Annotated in this window: 21 protein-coding genes and 1 riboswitch; of the genes, 10 read left to right on the plus strand and 11 right to left on the minus strand. The window is 72.1% G+C overall.

What is annotated here, in order from left to right:
* Positions 1-141 precede the first annotated feature (141 nt).
* Positions 142-353, plus strand: a riboswitch (cyclic di-AMP (ydaO/yuaA leader).
* 3 nt (positions 354-356) lie between these two features.
* Positions 357-830 (plus strand): C40 family peptidase, encoded by a 474-nt coding sequence (locus ACGFYN_RS22005; protein ID WP_393867533.1) that lies wholly within the window; start codon positions 357-359, stop codon positions 828-830.
* An 82-nt stretch (positions 831-912) separates the two neighbouring features.
* Entirely contained in the window at positions 913-1,401 is a 489-nt protein-coding gene (locus ACGFYN_RS22010) for a DUF6328 family protein (protein WP_393867534.1), read from the plus strand.
* A 20-nt stretch (positions 1,402-1,421) separates the two neighbouring features.
* Here the strand turns inward: ACGFYN_RS22010 and ACGFYN_RS22015 are convergent, their stop codons facing one another.
* Positions 1,422-1,880: an ATP-binding protein gene (locus ACGFYN_RS22015; RefSeq protein WP_393867535.1), complete on the minus strand. Its 459-nt coding sequence runs from the start codon at positions 1,878-1,880 to the stop codon at positions 1,422-1,424.
* 213 nt (positions 1,881-2,093) lie between these two features.
* On the opposite strand from ACGFYN_RS22015, the gene ACGFYN_RS22020 reads away from it, so the two are divergent.
* Both ACGFYN_RS22020 and ACGFYN_RS22025 read left to right on the plus strand, forming a co-directional pair.
* A complete protein-coding gene (locus ACGFYN_RS22020; protein ID WP_393867536.1) occupies positions 2,094-2,954 on the plus strand; it encodes a helix-turn-helix domain-containing protein in 861 nt (286 codons plus the stop codon).
* Positions 2,955-2,963: 9 nt separating this feature from the next.
* Positions 2,964-3,191, plus strand: a complete 228-nt coding sequence (locus ACGFYN_RS22025; RefSeq protein WP_393867537.1) for a DUF397 domain-containing protein — start codon at positions 2,964-2,966, stop codon at positions 3,189-3,191.
* A gap of 41 nt (positions 3,192-3,232) precedes the next feature.
* Here the strand turns inward: ACGFYN_RS22025 and ACGFYN_RS22030 are convergent, their stop codons facing one another.
* Complete coding sequence (locus ACGFYN_RS22030; RefSeq protein ID WP_393867538.1) at positions 3,233-4,360, minus strand: 8-amino-7-oxononanoate synthase; 1,128 nt, start codon at positions 4,358-4,360, stop codon at positions 3,233-3,235.
* A gap of 147 nt (positions 4,361-4,507) precedes the next feature.
* Here ACGFYN_RS22030 and bioB point away from each other — a divergent pair, with 147 nt between their 5' ends.
* The 3 genes from bioB to bioD are packed head-to-tail and all read left to right on the plus strand — an operon-like array spanning position 4,508 to position 7,696.
* Complete coding sequence (gene bioB, locus ACGFYN_RS22035) at positions 4,508-5,704, plus strand: biotin synthase BioB (protein ID WP_393867539.1); 1,197 nt, start codon at positions 4,508-4,510, stop codon at positions 5,702-5,704.
* A complete protein-coding gene (locus tag ACGFYN_RS22040; protein WP_393867540.1) occupies positions 5,697-6,977 on the plus strand; it encodes an adenosylmethionine--8-amino-7-oxononanoate transaminase in 1,281 nt (426 codons plus the stop codon). The genes bioB and ACGFYN_RS22040 overlap by 8 nt, the downstream gene beginning before the upstream one ends.
* Before the next feature lie 2 nt (positions 6,978-6,979).
* Positions 6,980-7,696, plus strand: a complete 717-nt coding sequence (gene bioD / locus ACGFYN_RS22045; RefSeq protein ID WP_393867541.1) for a dethiobiotin synthase — start codon at positions 6,980-6,982, stop codon at positions 7,694-7,696.
* Between the two features lie 20 nt (positions 7,697-7,716).
* On the opposite strand, the gene pqqE is transcribed toward bioD, so the two are convergent.
* From pqqE to ACGFYN_RS22080, 7 genes are all read right to left on the minus strand, one after another.
* Positions 7,717-8,838, minus strand: coding sequence for a pyrroloquinoline quinone biosynthesis protein PqqE (gene pqqE / locus ACGFYN_RS22050; protein ID WP_393867542.1), 1,122 nt, complete (start codon positions 8,836-8,838; stop codon positions 7,717-7,719).
* Positions 8,835-9,107 (minus strand): pyrroloquinoline quinone biosynthesis peptide chaperone PqqD, encoded by a 273-nt coding sequence (pqqD, locus tag ACGFYN_RS22055; RefSeq protein ID WP_393867543.1) that lies wholly within the window; start codon positions 9,105-9,107, stop codon positions 8,835-8,837. Before pqqD ends, pqqE begins: the two co-directional genes overlap by 4 nt.
* Positions 9,104-9,823 (minus strand): pyrroloquinoline-quinone synthase PqqC, encoded by a 720-nt coding sequence (gene pqqC / locus ACGFYN_RS22060; protein ID WP_393867683.1) that lies wholly within the window; start codon positions 9,821-9,823, stop codon positions 9,104-9,106. The genes pqqD and pqqC overlap by 4 nt, the downstream gene beginning before the upstream one ends.
* Before the next feature lie 11 nt (positions 9,824-9,834).
* On the minus strand, positions 9,835-10,734 hold the full coding sequence (pqqB, locus tag ACGFYN_RS22065) for a pyrroloquinoline quinone biosynthesis protein PqqB (RefSeq protein WP_393867544.1): 900 nt from the start codon (positions 10,732-10,734) through the stop codon (positions 9,835-9,837).
* A 9-nt stretch (positions 10,735-10,743) separates the two neighbouring features.
* Entirely contained in the window at positions 10,744-10,884 is a 141-nt protein-coding gene (gene pqqA, locus ACGFYN_RS22070) for a pyrroloquinoline quinone precursor peptide PqqA (protein WP_393867545.1), read from the minus strand.
* Positions 10,885-10,927: 43 nt separating this feature from the next.
* The gene (locus ACGFYN_RS22075) at positions 10,928-12,031 is read right to left on the minus strand and encodes a PQQ-dependent sugar dehydrogenase (RefSeq protein WP_393867546.1); all 1,104 of its coding nucleotides are present in this window, start codon (positions 12,029-12,031) and stop codon (positions 10,928-10,930) included.
* A 233-nt stretch (positions 12,032-12,264) separates the two neighbouring features.
* Complete coding sequence (locus ACGFYN_RS22080) at positions 12,265-14,796, minus strand: LuxR C-terminal-related transcriptional regulator (protein ID WP_393867547.1); 2,532 nt, start codon at positions 14,794-14,796, stop codon at positions 12,265-12,267.
* A gap of 115 nt (positions 14,797-14,911) precedes the next feature.
* Between ACGFYN_RS22080 and ACGFYN_RS22085 the strand changes: the two genes are divergently transcribed.
* Both ACGFYN_RS22085 and ACGFYN_RS22090 read left to right on the plus strand, forming a co-directional pair.
* On the plus strand, positions 14,912-15,598 hold the full coding sequence (locus ACGFYN_RS22085; RefSeq protein ID WP_393867548.1) for an esterase/lipase family protein: 687 nt from the start codon (positions 14,912-14,914) through the stop codon (positions 15,596-15,598).
* A gap of 98 nt (positions 15,599-15,696) precedes the next feature.
* Positions 15,697-16,395 (plus strand): class I SAM-dependent methyltransferase, encoded by a 699-nt coding sequence (locus ACGFYN_RS22090; RefSeq protein ID WP_393867549.1) that lies wholly within the window; start codon positions 15,697-15,699, stop codon positions 16,393-16,395.
* Positions 16,396-16,410: 15 nt separating this feature from the next.
* Here ACGFYN_RS22090 and ACGFYN_RS22095 read toward each other — a convergent pair whose 3' ends face one another.
* On the minus strand, positions 16,411-16,788 hold the full coding sequence (locus ACGFYN_RS22095; protein WP_393867550.1) for a fic family toxin-antitoxin system, toxin component: 378 nt from the start codon (positions 16,786-16,788) through the stop codon (positions 16,411-16,413).
* A 4-nt stretch (positions 16,789-16,792) separates the two neighbouring features.
* Positions 16,793-17,035, minus strand: a complete 243-nt coding sequence (locus tag ACGFYN_RS22100; protein ID WP_393867551.1) for a toxin-antitoxin system HicB family antitoxin — start codon at positions 17,033-17,035, stop codon at positions 16,793-16,795.
* Positions 17,036-17,256: 221 nt separating this feature from the next.
* Here ACGFYN_RS22100 and ACGFYN_RS22105 point away from each other — a divergent pair, with 221 nt between their 5' ends.
* Positions 17,257-18,072: an ABC transporter ATP-binding protein gene (locus ACGFYN_RS22105; RefSeq protein WP_393867552.1), complete on the plus strand. Its 816-nt coding sequence runs from the start codon at positions 17,257-17,259 to the stop codon at positions 18,070-18,072.
* Positions 18,073-18,075 lie beyond the last annotated feature (3 nt).

Below are 18,075 nucleotides of genomic sequence, written 5' to 3' on the forward strand. Positions count from 1 at the left end.
GCCCGTTCGAACACAGGGGTGTCCACCCGAACGGGCGAGTGGTGAGTAACAACACAAATCCCCGGTTCCATTGGGATTTTCGGACATCGATAGACGAAGATCCCTGTCTGACGACAAGCCCCCGCCGCAGCGGCGGGGCGATCCGGGCGGACGCCGAGTCCTGCCGCCGCCCGGATGACTGGTCGACAGGAGTGGATCGGCAGGAGTGGAGGACCCAAGCACAACGGGTCGCCGGAACGGTCATGCCATGGCCGGGTCGAGCAGCCCTTGGGGTGAAGCCGCGTCAGCGGCCGGGCAACTTCGCCAGCCCGAATCCGACAGGTCATCCTTCACAGGCGGCTGACGAAGGGTTGCGCATGACTGCGCTCAATCGTGTCCCGTCGCTCATGGTCCGGGCCGGCACCGCCTCGGCTCTCACCATCGCCGCAGTGGGCGGCTCCATCGTGGTCCCGGGTGTCGCCTCCGACGCCGCGGCCGCCACGCCGGCGACGAAGGCACTTCAGATCGCGGCCTCGAAAAAGGGTTCCCCGTACAGGTGGGGAGCCATAGGGCCGCGCAGGTTCGACTGCTCCGGGCTCACGCTGTACTCGTTCAAGAAGGCGGGCAAGAAGCTGCCCCGCACGGCTGCCCAGCAGTACAACCGGACCCACCACATCTCCGCGAAGAGCCGCAAGGCCGGAGACCTCGTGTTCTTCCACTCGGGCTCCAGCGTCTACCACGTGGGCATCTACGCCGGGAAGGGGAAGATCTGGCACGCCCCCAAGACGGGCGACGTCGTGAAGCTGCAGAAGATCTGGACGAGGAGCGTCTGGTACGGCCGGGTCAGCTGACTCTCCCGCGGGGGCGGCGGCGACCTGACCTGCCGTCGCCCCCGCGGGGCCTGACCCGGGCTTGGCTGGATACCCGTATGCCATGTCCGAGCACCGTCGCTGCACCGCGCGCAACGAGACGCCGCTCGAGCGCGCCGACCGCAACTTCGTCGAGCTGCTGCAGGAGCTGCGTGTCGTCCAGACCGGAGTGCAGATCCTCTTCGCCTTCCTGCTGAGCCTGGCCTTCACCCAGCGCTTCCCGTCGCTCGACTCGCTCCAGCGCGCCACGTACGTCGTCACGCTGCTGCTCACGGTCCTCGCGGCCGCGCTGTTCACCGCGCCCGCCGCGCTGCACCGCTCGCTCTTCCGGCGGGGCGCCAAGCCGCACATCGTGCAGGTCTCGTCGCGGCTGGCCACGGTCGGCATGGGGGTGCTGATGTTCGCCTTCACCGGCTCCGTGCTGCTGGTGGTCGACGTGACCACGCACAGCCGGGCCGCCGGTGCGGCCGCGGGTACGGCAACCCTCTGCGTGTGCCTCGGACTGTGGGGCCTGCTGCCCCGGCTGGTGCGCCGTGCGGCCGCGTCCGACTAGGGCCACCGGCCGCCGCTCGGCTACGGCTCCTGCTGCCCGGCTGCCGTCACGGGCTCCGCCGGGGCGGTCCAGGGCAGTTCGATGGAGACCGTCTTGCCGCCCTCCCTGGTGGGCCGCACCCGCAGTCTTCCGCCACACTCGGCGGCCAGCCAGCGGATGATCACCATGCCCCGGCCGTTGTCCTGCTGGACGGCGGCGGGCAGGCGCTTCGGGAAGCGGGGGTGGGAGTCCGTGACGCCGATGCGCAGTTCCTCGTCACGGTGGAGCTCGATGTCCACCGTGAAGGTGGGTGACTGCCCGAAGGTGTGCTGTACGGCGTTGGTGGCAAGTTCGGAGACGATGAGCCGGACGGTCTCGGCGGTGTCGCTGCTCGCTGGAAGCCCCCACTCCGCCAGCGTGTCGACGACGTAGCCGCGGGCCGCGGAGACCGAGGCGGGTTCGCTCGGCAGAGTGACGGATGCTTCCAGATGGTCTGCCATGGCGCGGTCGTCCCTTTCCCACGGGGCCGGAGTCCGACACGGAGCGGATGGTTCGAGTACGGTCCCGGACTGGTGCTTCGTCGCCAGAGTGCCATTACTGCGCCTGTCACGGGTGGCGATCCACCAAGATATGCATATATCTGTCGCTCGATGCGGTGAACTCTGCGACGGGAGACCGTATTTGGGTGGCCCGGAAGGAGTAAGGAGTAGCTCATGCAGCACGGTCCCGCGGTGCGTCGCCGGAAGCTGGGCGCCGAACTGCGTGAGTTGCGCGCGAGTGCGGGCCTCACGAGCGGTGAGGCGGCCCGGCTCGCGGGCTGGCACCAGTCGAAGGTGAGTCGGATCGAGACGGGCGCCAGCGGGGTGAAACCGGCCGATGTGCGGTTACTTCTCGACGTCTACGGCGTCGCCGACGCCCAACTGCGGGAGTTACTGCTGATGTTGGCGGGGCCCGACGAGAGCGGCGGTCGGCATCACTGGTGGCACGCCTACCGCGGGGTGCTGCCGCCCACCTACCGCGACTTCATCAGCCTCGAGTCCCAGGCGAGCGCGATGAGCACCCTGGAGACGTCCGTCGTGCCCGGTCTGCTCCAAACGCCCGAGTACGCACGTGCGGTGACCCGCGCGGCGGTCGGCGGACTGGACGACGAGCGGCTCGACGCCCTGGTCGAAGTGCGACTGGCCCGGCAGGACGTGCTGCGCTCCGACCCGCCGCTGAGACTGACCGCGGTGCTGGACGAGGCGGTGCTGCGCCGGGAGGTCGGCGGCCCCGACGTCATGGCGCGTCAGCTGCGGAGACTCCTGGATTCGGCGCACCTTCCCCAAGTGCGGTTGCAGGTACTGCCGTTCGGCGCCGGCGCGCACGTCGGCGTCACCGGGCCTTTCGTAATCTTCTCATTTTCGAGCACTTCTGATCTGGACGTGGTTGTTCTCGACCACTTGACGAGTAGCCTCTACCTCGAACGGAAAGAAGACCTCCGGGCTTACAGCGAGGCCTTCAACGACCTCCAGTTCCACGCCCTTTCGCCCGAGGACTCGTTGGATTACATCGCCGCGATAGGTGACGGCGCGTAAGGAGGCACCATGTCCGCAATGCCTCGGCACGTACCTTCCAGTACCGATCTGCACGGTGTGCGGTGGCTGCGCAGCAGCTACAGCACCGGAGCCAACAACTGCGTCGAAACGGCGCGTCCGTGCTCCGGGCCCCTGGCCGGGCTGCTCGCCGTGCGCGACTCCAAGGACCCCGGCGGTCCCGCCCTGCTCTTCTCCCCCGAGAGCTGGACGGACTTCACGGCCGCACTCGTGTCCTGATCAGTCCTGCATCGCGCGGCACACGACCGTGTCACGCCGACTCATGGTCGCGTCTCGCCGATCACCAGGACAGCGCGTTCGATCTCAGCCTCGGAGAGGTCAGCACGGGCGGTGAGCCTCAGCCGTGAGATGCCGTCGGGCACGGAAGGAGGACGGAAGCACCCCACGGCGAGGCCTGCCGTACCGCAGTCGGCCGCCCACTGCACGGCCTGTTCCGGGGAGGGCGCGCGTACCGAGACCACCGCGGCGTCCGGGCGTACCGCCTCGTGACCCGCGGCGCTCAGTTGTGCGTGCAGCTCGGCGGCCACCGTGCGCGCCCGTGCCGCCCGCTCCGGCTCGCGGCGCAGCAGCCGGAGGGCCGCGAGGGCCGCGCCCGCCGCGGCGGGCGCGAGTCCCGTGTCGAAGATGAACGTACGGGCCGCGTTGACCAGATGGTCGATCACCTTGGCCGGACCGAGGACGGCTCCGCCCTGGCTGCCGAGCGACTTCGACAGCGTGACCGTGACGACGAGGTCGTCGGCGCCGGCGAGTCCCGCGGCGTCGGCGGCACCGCGGCCGCCCTCGCCCAGGACGCCGAGGCCGTGGGCGTCGTCGACCAGCAGTCCCGCGCCGCGCTCACGGCAGGCGGCGGCCAGTTCGGCCAGCGGGGCGGCGTCGCCGTCGACCGAGAAGACGGTGTCCGACACCACGACGGCCGGGCCCTCGTACGTCCGCAGCGCCTTGCGCACGGCCTCCGGGTCGGCGTGCCCGACGACCTGCTTGGCGCCCCGGGCCAGCCGGCAGCCGTCGATCAGGGACGCGTGGTTGCCCGCGTCGGAGACGATCAGCGAACCGTGCGGGGCCAGCGTGGCGACCGCGGCGAGGTTGGCCGCGTAACCCGAGGAGAAGACCAGGGCCGCCTCGAAGCCGCAGAAGTCGGCCAGCTCGCGCTCAAGCTCCGTGTGGAGCTCGGTCGTACCGGTGACGAGCCGGGAGCCGGTCGCGCCGCCGCCCCAGGTCCGCGCCGCCCCGGCCGCGCCCTCGACGACCTCGGGATGGCGGGCGAGACCCAGGTAGTCGTTGCTCGCCAGATCGAGCAGCGGGGAGCCGGCCGGACGCGGCCGCAGGGTCCGTACGAGTCCGGCGCGACGGCGCTGCTCCGCCTGTTCGTCGATCCAGCCGAACGCCATGACTCCTCCGGGGCTTTTGTAGGCAGTGGACAGACACTAGCCGGACCGGCGCCACCCCATGATGTGGCAATACACACACGACGAAGTGACTCTGTTGTTCCTTCTCTCCTTGGCCCGAAGCGGGTCGGTAGGACAGGATCGGCTCTCATGGACCTGCTGAACACGCTGGTGGACAAGGGGCTTCGGCGCGAGCTGCCGACCCGCGAGGAAGCTCTGGCCGTTCTCGCCACTTCCGACGACGACGTGCTCGATGTGGTGGCCGCGGCCGGGAAGGTGCGCCGGCAGTGGTTCGGCCGACGGGTGAAACTCAACTATCTCGTCAACCTCAAGTCGGGCCTGTGTCCCGAGGACTGCTCGTACTGCTCCCAGCGGCTGGGTTCCAAGGCCGACATCCTCAAGTACACCTGGCTCAAGCCCGAACAGGCCTCGCAGGCCGCCGCCGCCGGACTGGCCGGCGGCGCCAAGCGGGTGTGCCTGGTGGCGTCCGGGCGCGGTCCGACCGACCGGGACATCGACCGGGTCGCCGGCACGATCAAGGCGATCAAGGACGAGAACGAGGGCGTCGAGGTGTGCGCCTGTCTCGGTCTCCTCTCCGACGGCCAGGCCGAGCGGCTGCGTGAGGCGGGCGCGGACGCCTACAACCACAACCTGAACACGTCCGAGTCGACGTACGCGGACATCACGACCACGCACACGTACGCCGACCGGGTGGACACGGTGTCCAAGGCGCACGCGGCCGGGCTGTCCGCCTGCTCGGGTCTGATCGCCGGCATGGGCGAGAGCGACGAGGACCTGGTGGACGTCGTCTTCTCGCTGCGCGAGCTGGACCCGGACTCGGTACCGGTGAACTTCCTGATCCCGATGGAGGGCACCCCGCTGGCCACGGAGTGGCACCTCACCCCGCAGCGCTGCCTGCGGATCCTGGCGATGGTGCGGTTCGTGTGCCCGGACGTCGAGGTGCGCATCGCGGGCGGCCGCGAGGTGCATCTGCGCACCATGCAGCCGCTCGCCCTGCACCTGGCCAACTCGATCTTCCTCGGCGACTACCTCACCAGCGAGGGCCAGGCCGGCCAGACCGACCTGGAGATGATCGCGGACGCCGGGTTCGAGGTGGAGGGCGCCGGCCAGGTGACGCTGCCGGAGCACCGGGCCACGGCGGGCGGCGGGTGCGGTTCGCACGCCGGTGCCGGCTGCGGGTCCCACGAGGACGCCGGGTGCGGGTCCCACGAGGGCGGCGGCGTGTGCGGTACGGCCGCCGGCGCGCCCGCGGCGGGCGAGCTGCGCTCCGACCTGGTCGCCGTCCGCCGCCGCGGTGCCGGAACGGACCTCGCGCCCAATGCCTGACCTGCCCGTCCCCGAACTGCTGGAGCTGGACCGGCGGCATGTGTGGCATCCCTACGGCCCCATGCCCGGCCGGGCCGAACCGCTCGTCGTGGAGTCGGCGAGCGGGGTGCGGCTGCGGATGGCGGACGGCTCGGGCGAGCTGGTCGACGGGATGTCGTCCTGGTGGTCGGCGATCCACGGCTACAACCATCCGGTGCTCAACGAGGCCGCGCGCGAACAGCTGGGACGGATGAGCCATGTCATGTTCGGCGGGCTCACGCACGAGCCCGCCGTCCGGCTCGCGAAGCTCCTTGTCGACATGTCGCCCGACGGCCTGGAGCATGTCTTCCTCGCCGACTCCGGTTCGGTGTCGGTCGAGGTCGCGGTCAAGATGTGCCTGCAGTACTGGCGTTCACTGGGCCGCCCCGGCAAGCAGCGGCTGCTGACCTGGCGCGGCGGCTACCACGGCGACACCTGGCAGCCCATGTCGGTGTGCGACCCCGAGGGCGGGATGCACGAACTGTGGTCCGGGGTGCTGCCCCGGCAGGTGTTCGTGGACGCGCCTCCGGCCGAGTACGAGGAGGCGTACGCGCAGCAGCTGCGCTCGGCCGTCGCCGAGCACGCCCACGAACTCGCCGCGGTGATCGTGGAACCGGTGGTTCAGGGCGCCGGCGGGATGCGGTTCCACTCCCCCGCCTACCTGCGGGTGCTGCGCGAGGCGTGCGACGCGCATGACGTGCTGCTGGTGTTCGACGAGATCGCGACCGGATTCGGCCGTACGGGCTCGCTGTTCGCGGCCGGGCACGCGGCCGTGACGCCGGACGTGATGTGCGTGGGCAAGGCGCTGACCGGTGGCTACCTGACGATGGCGGCGACGCTGTGCACGCCGAAGGTGGCCGACGGCATCTCGCGGGGCGAGGTGCCGGTCCTGGCCCACGGCCCGACCTTCATGGGCAACCCGCTCGCCGCGTCCGTCGCCTGCGCCTCGATCGAGCTGCTGCTGGGCCAGGACTGGCTGGGCGAGGTCAAACGGATCGAGGCGGGGCTGCGGGCCGGGCTGGCACCGGCGCTCGATCTCCCGGGCGTGCGGGACGTACGCGTCCTGGGCGCCATCGGCGTCGTCCAGCTGGACCACGAGGTCGACATGAAGGCCGCGACGGAGGCGGCCGTTCGCGAGGGCGTGTGGCTGCGCCCTTTCCGCGACCTGATCTACACGATGCCGCCGTACGTCACCGGGGACGCGGACCTGGCACGGATCGCGCGCGCCGTGTGCGCGGCGGCACGGGAAGGATGAACATGCCGATCCTGATGATCACGGGTACGGGCACCGAGGTCGGCAAGACGATCGCGACCGCGGCGCTCGCGGCCACCGCGCTCGCGGCCGGCCGGACGGTGGCCGTCCTGAAGGCCGCGCAGACCGGTGTACGGCCGGACGAGCCGGGCGACGCCGCCGAGGTCGCGCGCCTCGCGGGCGCCGTCACTACGGCCGAACTCGCCCGCTACCCCGAGCCGTTGGCGCCGGGGACGGCCTCGCGGCGCGCCGGGATGACCCCGGTGCATCCGCAGGACGTCGCCGAGGCCGCCGCCAAGCTGGCCACCGAGCACGACCTGGTCCTGGTGGAGGGAGCGGGCGGTCTGCTGGTCCGCTTCGACCCGGCGGGCGGCACCCTGGCGGACGCGGCCGCGCTGCTGCACGCCCCGGTACTGGTGGTCACGTCGCCAGGTCTCGGCACCCTGAACACGTCGGAGCTGACGGCACGCGAACTACGGGCCCGCAAGCTCGACCTGCTGGGCATGGTGATCGGCAGCTGGCCCACCTCCCCCGATCTGGCCTCCCGTTGCAACCTGGCAGACCTCCCGGACGTCACGGACGCACCGTTGCTGGGCGCGCTGCCCGCGGGAGCGGCGGCCTTGGAGCCCGCGGACTTCCGCACGGCTGCCCGGAGTTGGCTGGCTCCGCGGCTGGACGGGGTCTGGGACGCGGAGGCGTTTCAGGTGCGCGAGGCGCCCTGACCACGGCGAGAGCGTTCCGGTCAGGGGGCGTGTCCGACCGTCTCCGGGCGGGTCGGTGCCCTGCGCACGATCGGCGGCCTGCCGTCCGCGTTCTCCTCCGTCAGGGCTTGGATCAGGGCGTGGTCCGGGGACAGATGGCATGCCGGGTCCGTGCGGGTGGGGTCGCCCGTGAGCGCGTAGGACTGGCAGCGGCAGCCGCCGAAGTCCTCCTCGCGGCGGGAGCAGCCGCGGCAGGGGTCGGGCATCCAGTCGGTTCCGCGATAGCGGGTGAAGGCCCTGGAGTGGTCCCAGATCCACGTCAGCGGGTGGTCTCGGACGTTCGGCGGGTCCAGGTCCGGCAGGGTGGCCGCGGCCGGACAGGGCAGGACGGTGCCGTCCGGGGTGACGGTGAGCGAGACGGCCCCCCAACCGCCCATGCACGGCTTGGCCACGCCGTCGAAGTAGTCGGGGACGACCCAGACCAGGGCGGGGCCGTCCGGGGCGAGCCGCTCGCGCCATCGCTCCACGGCTGCCTGTGCGCGGGCGAGTTGGTCCCGTGTGGGCAGCAACGCGGCGCGGTTGAGCAGGCCCCAGCCGTAGAACTGCGCGTTGGCCAGCTCGACGCGGTCCACGCCCCAGGACAGGCCGAGTTCGACGACGCCGTCGATCGCGTCGAGGTTCTCGCGGTGCAGGACGATGTTGAGGCCGAGAGGCAGACCCTCGGCTCGCACGAGCGCCGCGGCCCGCTCCTTGTCGGCGAAGGACCGGCGTCCGGCGATCCGGTCGGAGGCGTCCATGTCGGCGTGCTGGACGGACAGTTGGACGCTGCGCAGTCCGGCCGCGGCGAGCGCGGACAGCCGGGCACGGTCCAGGCCCACGCCGCTGGTGACCAGCTGGGTGTAGATGCCGGCGGTCTCGGCCGCGGCGACGATCTCCTCCAGGTCACGCCGCAACAGCGGTTCGCCGCCCGAGAGATGGGTGTGCACCACGCCCATCTCGCCCGCCTGACACATCACCTGCGCCCACTGCCCGGTGCTCAGCTCGCGCGAACGCCGTGTCAGCTCCAGCGGGTTGGAGCAGTACCCGCAGTGGAGCGGGCAGGCGTGGGTGAGTTCTGCCAGCAGGGCCCAGGGACGCGCGGGCGCCGGATCGGCCGCGGTCAACGGAGCCAGCCCTCCCTGCGCATCCCCTCCAGGAAAGGAGGGACGTCGGTGGCCACGGCCGAATCGGGGAAGCGGCCGGCCAGTTCGTCGACGAGGTCGCGCACGCTGCGCGTCCCGTCGCACAGGCCGACGACCGCCCCGGCGGCGCCCCGCAGGATGACCACGCGTTCGGGAAGCAGCAACAGGTCCGTGTCGCGGGCGCGGTCGTGCCGCAGGACGATCGCGGGCGCGAGCCTGGGCCGCCAGTCGGTCACCGCGGCCCGCCTCACGCCTCCCTCCGGCGGCCCGCCTGGTCCACGGCGTCGAGCAGCGACCACAGCACGTCGCACTTGAACCGCAGCGCGGCCACGGCCCGTTCCTGCTCGTCCCGGGTCCGGGCCCAGCCGAGCACCAGGTCGAGCGCCTCCCGGCTGTCGCGCCGTCCCTGGGAGACCCGGGTCCGGAAGTAGGCGAGCCCCTCGGGTTCGATCCACGTGTAGTGGCGTTCGAAGGCGTCGATACGGGTGCGCATCAGGTCCGGGGCCGACAGCTCGGTCAACGAAGCGGCGACGGCGTCGAGGGGCGGGCGCAGCCGGCAGAAGTTGACGTATCCGTCGACCGCCAGCCGTACGCCCGGCAGCACGGTGTCGGCGCGGAGCAGCGTCCCGCGGTCGAGACCGGCCGCCTCGCCGAGCCGCAGCCACCGCTCGATGCCGCCCTCGCCCTCCTGTTGCCCGTCGTGGTCCTGGATGCGCCGCAGCCACATCCGGCGCAGTGCGGAGGTGTCCAGCTTGGCGGTGATCAGCGCGTCCTTGACGGGGATGTGGCGCTGGTAGTGGAAACGGTTGGCGATCCAGCGGCGCAGCTCCTCCCGGCTCAGATCGCCGCTGTGCATACGGAGGTTGAAGGGGTGGCGGTCGTGGTAGCGCTCCTCCCCCACCGCACGCAGTCGCGCCTCGAACTCCGCGGCGCTCCAGGGCTCCGCGAGCGGGGCGGACGTAAGCAGTGCTGCCGTGCTCACAGTTCGATCTCCATCCCGTCCGACGCCACCTCGAGGCCCAGCCGGGCGAGCCGCTTGTGCTCGGGCGCCGCCGGGTCGACGAGGGGATTGGTGTTGTTCAGGTGCGTGTAGAGGCATCGCGCGGAGAGGCGGGCGAGGCGTTCGGCGGTGCCGTCCGGCCCGTCGACGGGCAGGTGGCCCATGCCGGTGGCGGTGCGTTCGGAGATGCCCGTACGGCGGGGTTCCTCGTCGTCCCAGAAGGTGCCGTCCACGATGACGCAGTCGGCCTCCTCGGCGGCCTGCTGGAGTCGGTCCGGCCAGGCGGCCAGTGCCGGGGCGTAGAGCGCGGTCGCGCCGGAGACGGGGTCGTACAGCCGCAGCGCGACGACCCAGGCGTCGTCGGCCGCGGCGTCGGCGGCGTACCGCGGGCGCTTGCCCGACACGGGGATGCCGCTGATCTGCAGGCCCGAGGTGCCGGGGTCCAGTGGTCCGGCGCCGTGCCGGGGCAGCTCGCGCCAGGTCACGCGGGTGTACGGCGCCAGTACGTCGCCGAGGTGCAGACGGTCCAGGAGCGCCCGGCGGACCGGGCCCGTCGCGACCACCTCGATGCCGTCGGCCTCACGCAGCCGTGCGATGCCGAGCGTGTGGTCGAGTTCGGCGTCGGTGAGGACGAGTCCGGCGACCGGTGTCTGACGGGGGCCGGGTCCTGGGTGGAGTTCGGGCCGGCTCTCGATCTGGTCGCCGATGTCGGGGGTCGCGTTGACGAGGTACCAGCGGCCGTCATGGGTGCGTACGGCGAGCGAGGCGTGACGGCGGCGCCGGTCCGGATGCGCGCGTGCCCCGGAACAGCTGGGACACGCGCAGTTCCACTGCGGGATGCCGCCACCGGCGGCGGTGCCGAGTACCAGCAGCAGCATGGCGCCGGCTCAGCGTGAGCTGAGGGAGTAGGCGGTGACCTCGAGTGCGGTGTCGACGACCTCGTAGGAGGGGGTCTGCCAGACGGCGCCGTCCGGCTCCTGCGCGGGGCTCTGCTCGACGGGCCTGAGCTGTTCGGTGACTTCGTTCATGGCAGGGGTGTCCTTTCCCGGAGTGCTCGATGTGGGGCGGGGGTCATTTGATGGACAGGCGCAGGATCTTGTCCTTGCCGTATCCGGCGTCGCTGGTGCCGATGAGCAGGTCGTCCGTGCCGGGCACCACCGCGAGGGCGCGCAGGCGGCCGTACTGGCCCGGGTAGAAGTCGACCGCCGTGCCGAGGCGGTCGCTGTCGCCGTCGATCGGGATGCGCCACAGCCGCTTGCCGCGCAGCGACGACACGTACAGGACGTTGCGTACGACGGCGATCTGGGCGGGCACGCCCCACTTCGGGGAGAACACCACCTTGGGGTTGGTCATGCCCTGCTTGTCGCAGCCGCCCTCGCAGGCGGGCCAGCCGTAGTTGCCGCCCGGCTTGATGAGGTTGAGCTCGTCCCAGGTCTGGTCGCCGATCTCCGTCTCCCAGAGATTGCCGTTACGGTCCCAGCCGAGGCCCTCGGGGTTGCGGTGGCCGAGGCTGTAGATCCGGTCGCCGAACGGGTTGCCCGGGGCCGCGGCGCCGGTCTTGGTGATCCGCAGGATCTTGCCGTTGAGCGACTTGCGGTCCTGTGCGAGCTGCGGCGTGTAGGCGTCGCCGGTGGTGACGTAGAGGTATCCGTCGGGGCCGAAGCGGATCTGGCCGCCGTTGTGGTTGCCGATCCGCTTGATGCCCTTGATCAGCACCTTGTAGTGGCTGAGCGTCTTGCCGTCGTAGTCCATCCTGACGATGCGGGTCTCGGTCCTCGTGGTGTGCGCGAAGAAGACCTGCTTGTCCTTCTTGCCGTCCCAGGTCGGTGAGGGGGCGACGCCGAGCAGGCCGCCGGGGCCGTCGTCGTAGGGCTCGGGGACCGTGTTGGGCACCTCGCCGACGCGTGTCTTCTTGCCGTCGGGACCGAGCCGGAAGACCTGGTAGTCGAGCCGCTGGGTGACCAGCGCCGAGCGGCCGTCCGGCATGAACGTGATGTCCCAGGGCGTCTGGTAGCCCGTCGAGAACGTGCTGATGCCGGACGGGCCGCCGCCGTCGGGCTCGGTGGCGGAGGCGGTGGCCGGGCCGGTGGTGGTCGCGAGCAGCGCGGCCGACGCTACGAGGGCGCCGAGGGCGAACCGGGAGGGACGCCGCCTCGAGCGGCCTGGCACTGGCATGTCGACACCCTTCGTCGTTCCTCGTGTGAGCCGTGGTGCGGCGTGTCCGCACGTTCGCGAAGAGCAGACTATTTCCGTTTTGTCCCCGTACTCCGCATTGAGATCATGCCGATGAACGACTGATCTGCCATTCGGATGAGCCAGGCGGGTGAGCGCCCAGGTAGGGCGAAGAGGTGCGGGCCGGGCAGGAGGACACGGCGAGTTGAGATCGGCCCGGTCGCCGCGGCGCGATGTCATCGGACCGGGTCGCCGTCGCCGTCGCCGTCGCCGAGCAGTCGTACCAGCTCGATCCGTGCGCGGATGCCCAGCCGGGCGAACACGCCCCGCAGGTGGTGGTCGATGGTGCGGGGGCTGAGGGCGAGGCGTGCGGCGATCTCGCGATTGGTGGCGCCGTCGGCCGCCATGCGGGCGATCAGGAGCTGCTGGGCCGTCAGCCGTGCGGTGGGGTCGTCGCCGCTGCGTGCGGGCACGGCGGGCGCCCCGAGTGCGCGGAGTTCGGCGCGGGCCTGTGCCGCGCAGTGCGGGGCGCCGAAGCAGTCGAAAGCCTCCAGGGCGCTGTGCAGCCGGTCCCGGGCCTCCGTACGGTGCCGCAGCCGGCGCAGTGCGCCGCCGAACAGGAGCTCCGTACGGGCCCGTTCGAAGTCGCGGGCTCCGCGCGCGTGCAGGTCGAGTGCCGTGCGGTAGTGCTCGACGGCCTCGGCGCCGGGGGCGAGCAGGGCCCGGCAGCGGGCGCTGAGGGCCAGCTCGTCGGGGCTGCGCACGGCGCTCGCCCAGCGGTGGTAGTCGGCGTGGGCGGCCCGGGCGACGCGGGTGTCGCCGGTGCGGACGGCGGCCTCGACGTAGTGCGGGGTGGCGAGGTGCCGCACGGCGCGGTGGCCGTGGCCCGGGCCGAAGCCGGCGAGGGCGCGCAGCCGGGCCGCGGCGCCGGCGTAGCGGCCGCTCGCGAGGTCGAGGAAGGCGAGCGACCACTGCGCGAGCGCGGCGGGCAGTCCGAGGCCCCGGGCGAGGGCGTACGACCGCGCGGCGGCGGCGCGTTCGCGGCAGGCGTCCTCGTCGCCGGTGACCGCCGCGAACATGGCCAGGGCCGCCCGCAGATGGCAGGCGCCGTTGTCGTGGCCGGTGGCGTGGGCCTGCCGCAGGGCGTCCTTGGCGGTGGCCGCACCGGCGTGCGGGCGCCCGGTCCAGAAGTCTGCGTAGGCGCGGAACTCCAGGGCCTGGGCCACGGTGGCGGTCGCGCCCCGCGCCCGGGCCGCGGTGGCCGCCCTGACCGTGAAGGCGGCGGCACGGGTGTCGTCGCCGAGCAGGAGCGCCGCGATCCCGGCGTGCACGAGCAGGGTGGGATCGGTGGGGTCGCCTCCGGGCCCGCACCGCCCGGCGGCCGCCTCCAGCAGCTTTCGCGCGTCCTCGTAACGGCCCTCGAAGGTGGCGGCCAGCCCGGTCAGCGTGCCGGACACCGCGATCCCCAGCCGCCCGGCGACCACGGCCGCCTCACGGCAGCGGCTCAAGTCGCCTGTATAGACGGCGGCTTCGGTGACACGGGCGAGGAGATGGGCGGCGGAGACGCCATCGGTGGCGGCCGCCCGGGAGCCGAGGGCGGCCTCCCGGACGGTGGATTCGAGGATGCTCTTGCGGGCGGCGGGGGGCTCGTGGGCGGAGGGGGTGTCGTGGACGCTCCCCCTGGCGACGGAGCACTCGCACGCACCCTCCCCGGTGACGGAGCACCCGCAGGCGCTCCCCCGCGCGACGGAAGACCCGCGAGCGCCCGCCTCACCAACGGCGAACCCACCAGTGCCCTCCCCGCCGAGACACCCACAGGCACCCTCCCGCCCGACGGAGCACCCGCAGGCCCCCTCCTCGGCGACACAACACCCACAGGCGCTCCCCCGCGCGACGGAGCCCCCGCGAGCCCCCTCCCGCACGGCAGCCGTCAGCAGCGTGTCGAAGGCCTCTGTCGCGTTGCCCGCGTGGAGTGCGAACAGGCCCGTCAGGGCGTCGTCGGACGGTGCGCCGGCCGCCAGTCTGCGGGCGCGGTCGGCCTCGCCCGCGTTCCAGGCGTGCGTGGCCGCACGGGTGCGCAGCCGGGACTGTTCGAGCGGGTCGGGGCAGAGGGCGGCGGCGCGTTCCAACAGGGCCCGGGCCAGGACGAGTTGGCCCGCCGCGCGGGCCTGGCCCGCGGCCGCGCGCAGCTCCGCCGCCAGGCGCCCGCTCGGGCCGACAGCGCCCGCCGCGCGATGCCAGGAACGGCGGGGCGTCTCCCCGGCGCCGTGCAGGACACGGGCCAGCAGGCGGTGGACGTCACGGCGGTCCGCCGGGGAGCCGGTCTCGTACGACGCGATCCTGGTCCAGGCGTCGCGGAAGACGACACCGCCCGCTCCCGCGTGCGCGATCCCGGCAGCCTCGGCGGCCTCCAGCGGGCGGGTGTCCAGGCGGACGGCCGCGACGGCGCGCAGGAAGGCGTGGGTGGCGACCGGGAACTGGTCCGCCGCGGCGAGCAGCAGGAGCAGCCGGGTGCCGTCCGGGAGGGAGCGGATCTCGCCGCGGAGCGAGCGGAGCAACGCCGGTGCCTGCTCGGCGGGTTCGACGGGGAGCGGGTCGAGCCCGGCCGCCTGGCGGTCGGTGAGCAGCGCCATGAGCTCTTCGGCGGCGCGCGCATCGCCGTAGACGGCGTGCAGAACCCGCACGCGGACGCCCTCGGGGAGAGCGGGCGCCGTGCGTCGCGGTGGCGAAGTGCGGTCTAGAGGTGGGGGGTTCACCGGAGTCACCACACAAGTGACGTTACTGGCGGGTTACTTGAACCGTAAAGACTGGCGATGTCACCGATGCGTCGCGCGTAGACCCGGGCCGACACTCCTGGCGAACCCACCCGTGTCAGGAGGCACCATGCAGCGCCACAAGCGTCGTATCGCCACGGCACTCTCGGCCGTGGTCGCATCGCTCCTGCTGTCCCTCTCACTGTCCGCCGCCCCGGCCCAGGCCGCGGCCCACGACCCGATCGTCTTCGTGCACGGCCTGAGCAGCGACTCCAGCAGCTGGAACGACTGGATCGCCGACTTCGAGGCGGACGGCTACGCGTCCTCCGAGCTCTACGCGTGGTCGTACGACTGGGGCCAGTCGAACGCCACGACGGCGCAGCAGCTGGCCACCGAGATCAAGAACGTGCTGGCGAAGACCGGTGCGTCCAGGGTCGACATCGTCGCTCACTCGATGGGTGTGCTCGGCTCGCGTTACTTCCTCAAGAACCTCGGCGGAACGGCGTACGTCGACGACTTCGTCTCGGTCGCCGGCGTCAACCACGGCACCTCCGTCGCCTCGTGGTGCGCCTGGCTCTACACGTCCTGCAAGGAGATGCAGACCGGCAGTTCGTTCCTGACCTCGCTCAACTCCGGTGACGAGACACCGGGCAGCGTCTCCTACGCGAGCTACTGGTCGGACTGCGACGACGCGGTCGTCCCGAACAGCTCGGCACTGCTGAGCGGCGCCACGAACGTCGACGCGGGCTGCATCTCGCACACCGACATGAACAACGACCACGGCGTCTACGAGCAGGTCCGGCGCTTCGTCGCCTGAGGCCGCCGCCCGAACGGGCCGGGACGAGGCGACAGGGGGGTGCGCGGGGCCGCTACGGGGGAGAATCGCGGTAAGGAACGTCCTGCGAGGGAGGTCCCATGCCGCTACGGTCCCCCGGCGCCACCAAGGTGGCGCGCGATCCCGTGCACCACCCGCTGTTCGCCCGCTGCTACGCCCGGATCAGCGAGCGGGCCGAGACCCGGATGGGCATGGGCGCCGTACGCGACCGGCTCCTGTCCGGGCTGTCCGGGCGGGTGATCGAGATCGGCGCGGGCAACGGCCTGAACTTCGCGCACTATCCGGGCACCGTCTCGGAGGTCGTGGCGATCGAACCGGAGCGCCGGCTGCGGCAGTTGGCCGTCGAGGCCGCCCTGCGCAGCGAGGTGCCGGTCGACGTCGCACCGGGCGCCGCCGAGGCCCTGCCCGTCAAGAGCGAGGCCTTCGACGCGGCGGTCGTCTCGCTGGTGCTGTGCAGCGTGCGTGACGTGCCGCGCGCCCTCGCCGAGGTGCGGCGGGTGCTGCGGCCGGGCGGGACCGTGCGGTTCTTCGAGCACGGCCGGGGCGGCGGCCGGATCATGCACGCCACGCAGCGCGCCCTGGACCGCACGGTGTGGCCGCCGCTCAACGGCGGCTGCCACGTGGGCCGGGACCCGATCGCCGCCCTGCGCGAGGCCGGGTTCGTCCTCGGCCCCTACCGGCGGACGATGATGCCGGAGAACGGGCCGGTCCTGCCGACCTCGTACTGCGTGCTGGGCACGGCCTGGCGGCCACAGGCCCAGGACCCCGCCGGGAAGTGAATCCGGTCGTCGTGATCAGACCGTCGTCCAGCCGCGCAGCTCGGCCGCGATGTCGTGCACCGTCGCCTCGCCGCTCTTGACCAGGCGGGCCAGGTCGCGGACCTGCACGGGCGAGGTGGCCACCTTCAGACCGCTGGCGACCAGATAGGCGTACGCCACGGCCGAGGCGAACAGCGCGTTGGAGCGCTCGAGCGCCGGGACGTGGATGAGGAGCTGGAGCAGCGCGGCGGCGCGCGCGTGGGGGCTGTCGTAGACGGGGACGTCGAATATCTCCGCCTCGTGGCGCGCGACGGCGGCGACCAGGGCACCCCAGTCGGTGACCTGGGGGTCCCCGGGCGTCTTCTGTTCGGCGAGCATGAGGAGCCAGGCGAGGTCGATGCTGAGATGGCTCAAGGGATCAGTGGCGACCTTCGCTGCGTCCGGGCGTCCGCTCCGTGTCGAACTCCTCGGCGAACACGGCCTCGTACTGCTTCATGAAGTCGGCGGCCGCCTCCACGAAGGTGTGGCCCACCTCGCCGGTGTCCTGTCTGACCAGCTCTTCTATATAGCGGTTGACGCTCATGCCGCGGGCCAGGGCGCGCTCGCGGGCGGCGCGGGCCGTGCCCTCGTCCACTCGCACGTTCAACTGGGTCTTCGCCATACCTAGAAGCTAGCGCCGAGGTGCTAGCACTGGCAAGTGGTCCTCCCCGCACCGTCACGCGCTCCTCCCGCGGGTGGAGCGTGCCCCTTACACCGGTATCAGGGGCACGACCTGGGGTGGAGAGGGACCAACACTCGCGGTGGATTCCGGCTGTGGGCCCGCTCACACTACGCTCGGCCGCAACGAGGGAGTCGCACGTCCAGGTGAGCGAGGAGGCAGCCTTGTCCACATCAGCTGCGGAGCACGTCCCGGGCCACGCGCCGGCCGGTGGGATCGCGGCCCGCGCCCGTGGCCTGACCAAGGCGTACGGCTCGGGCGAGACGACCGTGCTCGCCCTCGACTCGGTGGACGTGGACATCGCGCGCGGCCGCTTCACCGCGGTCATGGGGCCCTCGGGCTCCGGGAAGTCCACACTGATGCACTGCCTGGCGGGGCTCGACACCGTCTCGGCCGGCCAGGTGTGGCTCGGCGACACCGAGATCACGGGGCTGAAGGAGCGCGAGCTGACCCGGCTGCGCCGCGACCGGATCGGGTTCATGTTCCAGTCGTTCAACCTCATCCCGACGCTGAACGCGGCCGAGAACATCACCCTGCCGATGGACATCGCGGGCAAGAAGCCCGACGAGAAGTGGCTGGACCAGGTCATCGACACGCTGGGACTGCGTGACCGGCTCAAGCACCGGCCCGCGCAGCTGTCCGGCGGCCAGCAGCAGCGGGTGGCCTGCGCGCGGGCGCTGGCCTCCCGGCCGGAGCTGATCTTCGCGGACGAGCCGACCGGCAACCTCGACTCACGGGCCGGCCTGGAGGTCCTCGGCTTCCTGCGGGAGTCCGTCGACGGACTGGGGCAGACCGTCGTCATGGTCACCCACGACCCCGGCGCCGCCGCCCACTCCGACCTGGTGCTCTTCCTCGGGGACGGCCGGATCGTCGACGAGATGGAGCACCCCACGGCGGAGGCGGTGCTGGAGCGCATGAAGCGTTTCGACGTCATCCGCAGCCAGTTCGACGACGGCACCCCGGCGGCCGAGGAGGGCTGACGC

Origin of the sequence: Streptomyces sp. NPDC048419 (assembly GCF_043200415.1) — a bacterium.
Taxonomy (GTDB): domain Bacteria; phylum Actinomycetota; class Actinomycetes; order Streptomycetales; family Streptomycetaceae; genus Streptomyces.

Excerpts from the sequence above, each read along its gene's own strand:
- bioB (WP_393867539.1), top strand. The coding sequence starts at position 4,508 with ATGGACCTGCTGAACACGCTGGTGGACAAGGGGCTTCGGCGCGAGCTG.
- bioD (WP_393867541.1), top strand. The coding sequence starts at position 6,980 with ATGCCGATCCTGATGATCACGGGTACGGGCACCGAGGTCGGCAAGACG.
- ACGFYN_RS22040 (WP_393867540.1), top strand. The coding sequence starts at position 5,697 with ATGCCTGACCTGCCCGTCCCCGAACTGCTGGAGCTGGACCGGCGGCAT.
- ACGFYN_RS22015 (WP_393867535.1), bottom strand. The coding sequence starts at position 1,880 with ATGGCAGACCATCTGGAAGCATCCGTCACTCTGCCGAGCGAACCCGCC.
- ACGFYN_RS22075 (WP_393867546.1), bottom strand. The coding sequence starts at position 12,031 with ATGCCAGTGCCAGGCCGCTCGAGGCGGCGTCCCTCCCGGTTCGCCCTC.
- pqqA (WP_393867545.1), bottom strand. The coding sequence starts at position 10,884 with ATGAACGAAGTCACCGAACAGCTCAGGCCCGTCGAGCAGAGCCCCGCG.
- ACGFYN_RS22025 (WP_393867537.1), top strand. The coding sequence starts at position 2,964 with ATGTCCGCAATGCCTCGGCACGTACCTTCCAGTACCGATCTGCACGGT.
- ACGFYN_RS22010 (WP_393867534.1), top strand. The coding sequence starts at position 913 with ATGTCCGAGCACCGTCGCTGCACCGCGCGCAACGAGACGCCGCTCGAG.
- ACGFYN_RS22005 (WP_393867533.1), top strand. The coding sequence starts at position 357 with ATGACTGCGCTCAATCGTGTCCCGTCGCTCATGGTCCGGGCCGGCACC.
- ACGFYN_RS22085 (WP_393867548.1), top strand. The coding sequence starts at position 14,912 with ATGCAGCGCCACAAGCGTCGTATCGCCACGGCACTCTCGGCCGTGGTC.
- ACGFYN_RS22030 (WP_393867538.1), bottom strand. The coding sequence starts at position 4,360 with ATGGCGTTCGGCTGGATCGACGAACAGGCGGAGCAGCGCCGTCGCGCC.
- ACGFYN_RS22090 (WP_393867549.1), top strand. The coding sequence starts at position 15,697 with ATGCCGCTACGGTCCCCCGGCGCCACCAAGGTGGCGCGCGATCCCGTG.
- pqqB (WP_393867544.1), bottom strand. The coding sequence starts at position 10,734 with ATGCTGCTGCTGGTACTCGGCACCGCCGCCGGTGGCGGCATCCCGCAG.
- ACGFYN_RS22020 (WP_393867536.1), top strand. The coding sequence starts at position 2,094 with ATGCAGCACGGTCCCGCGGTGCGTCGCCGGAAGCTGGGCGCCGAACTG.
- ACGFYN_RS22100 (WP_393867551.1), bottom strand. The coding sequence starts at position 17,035 with ATGGCGAAGACCCAGTTGAACGTGCGAGTGGACGAGGGCACGGCCCGC.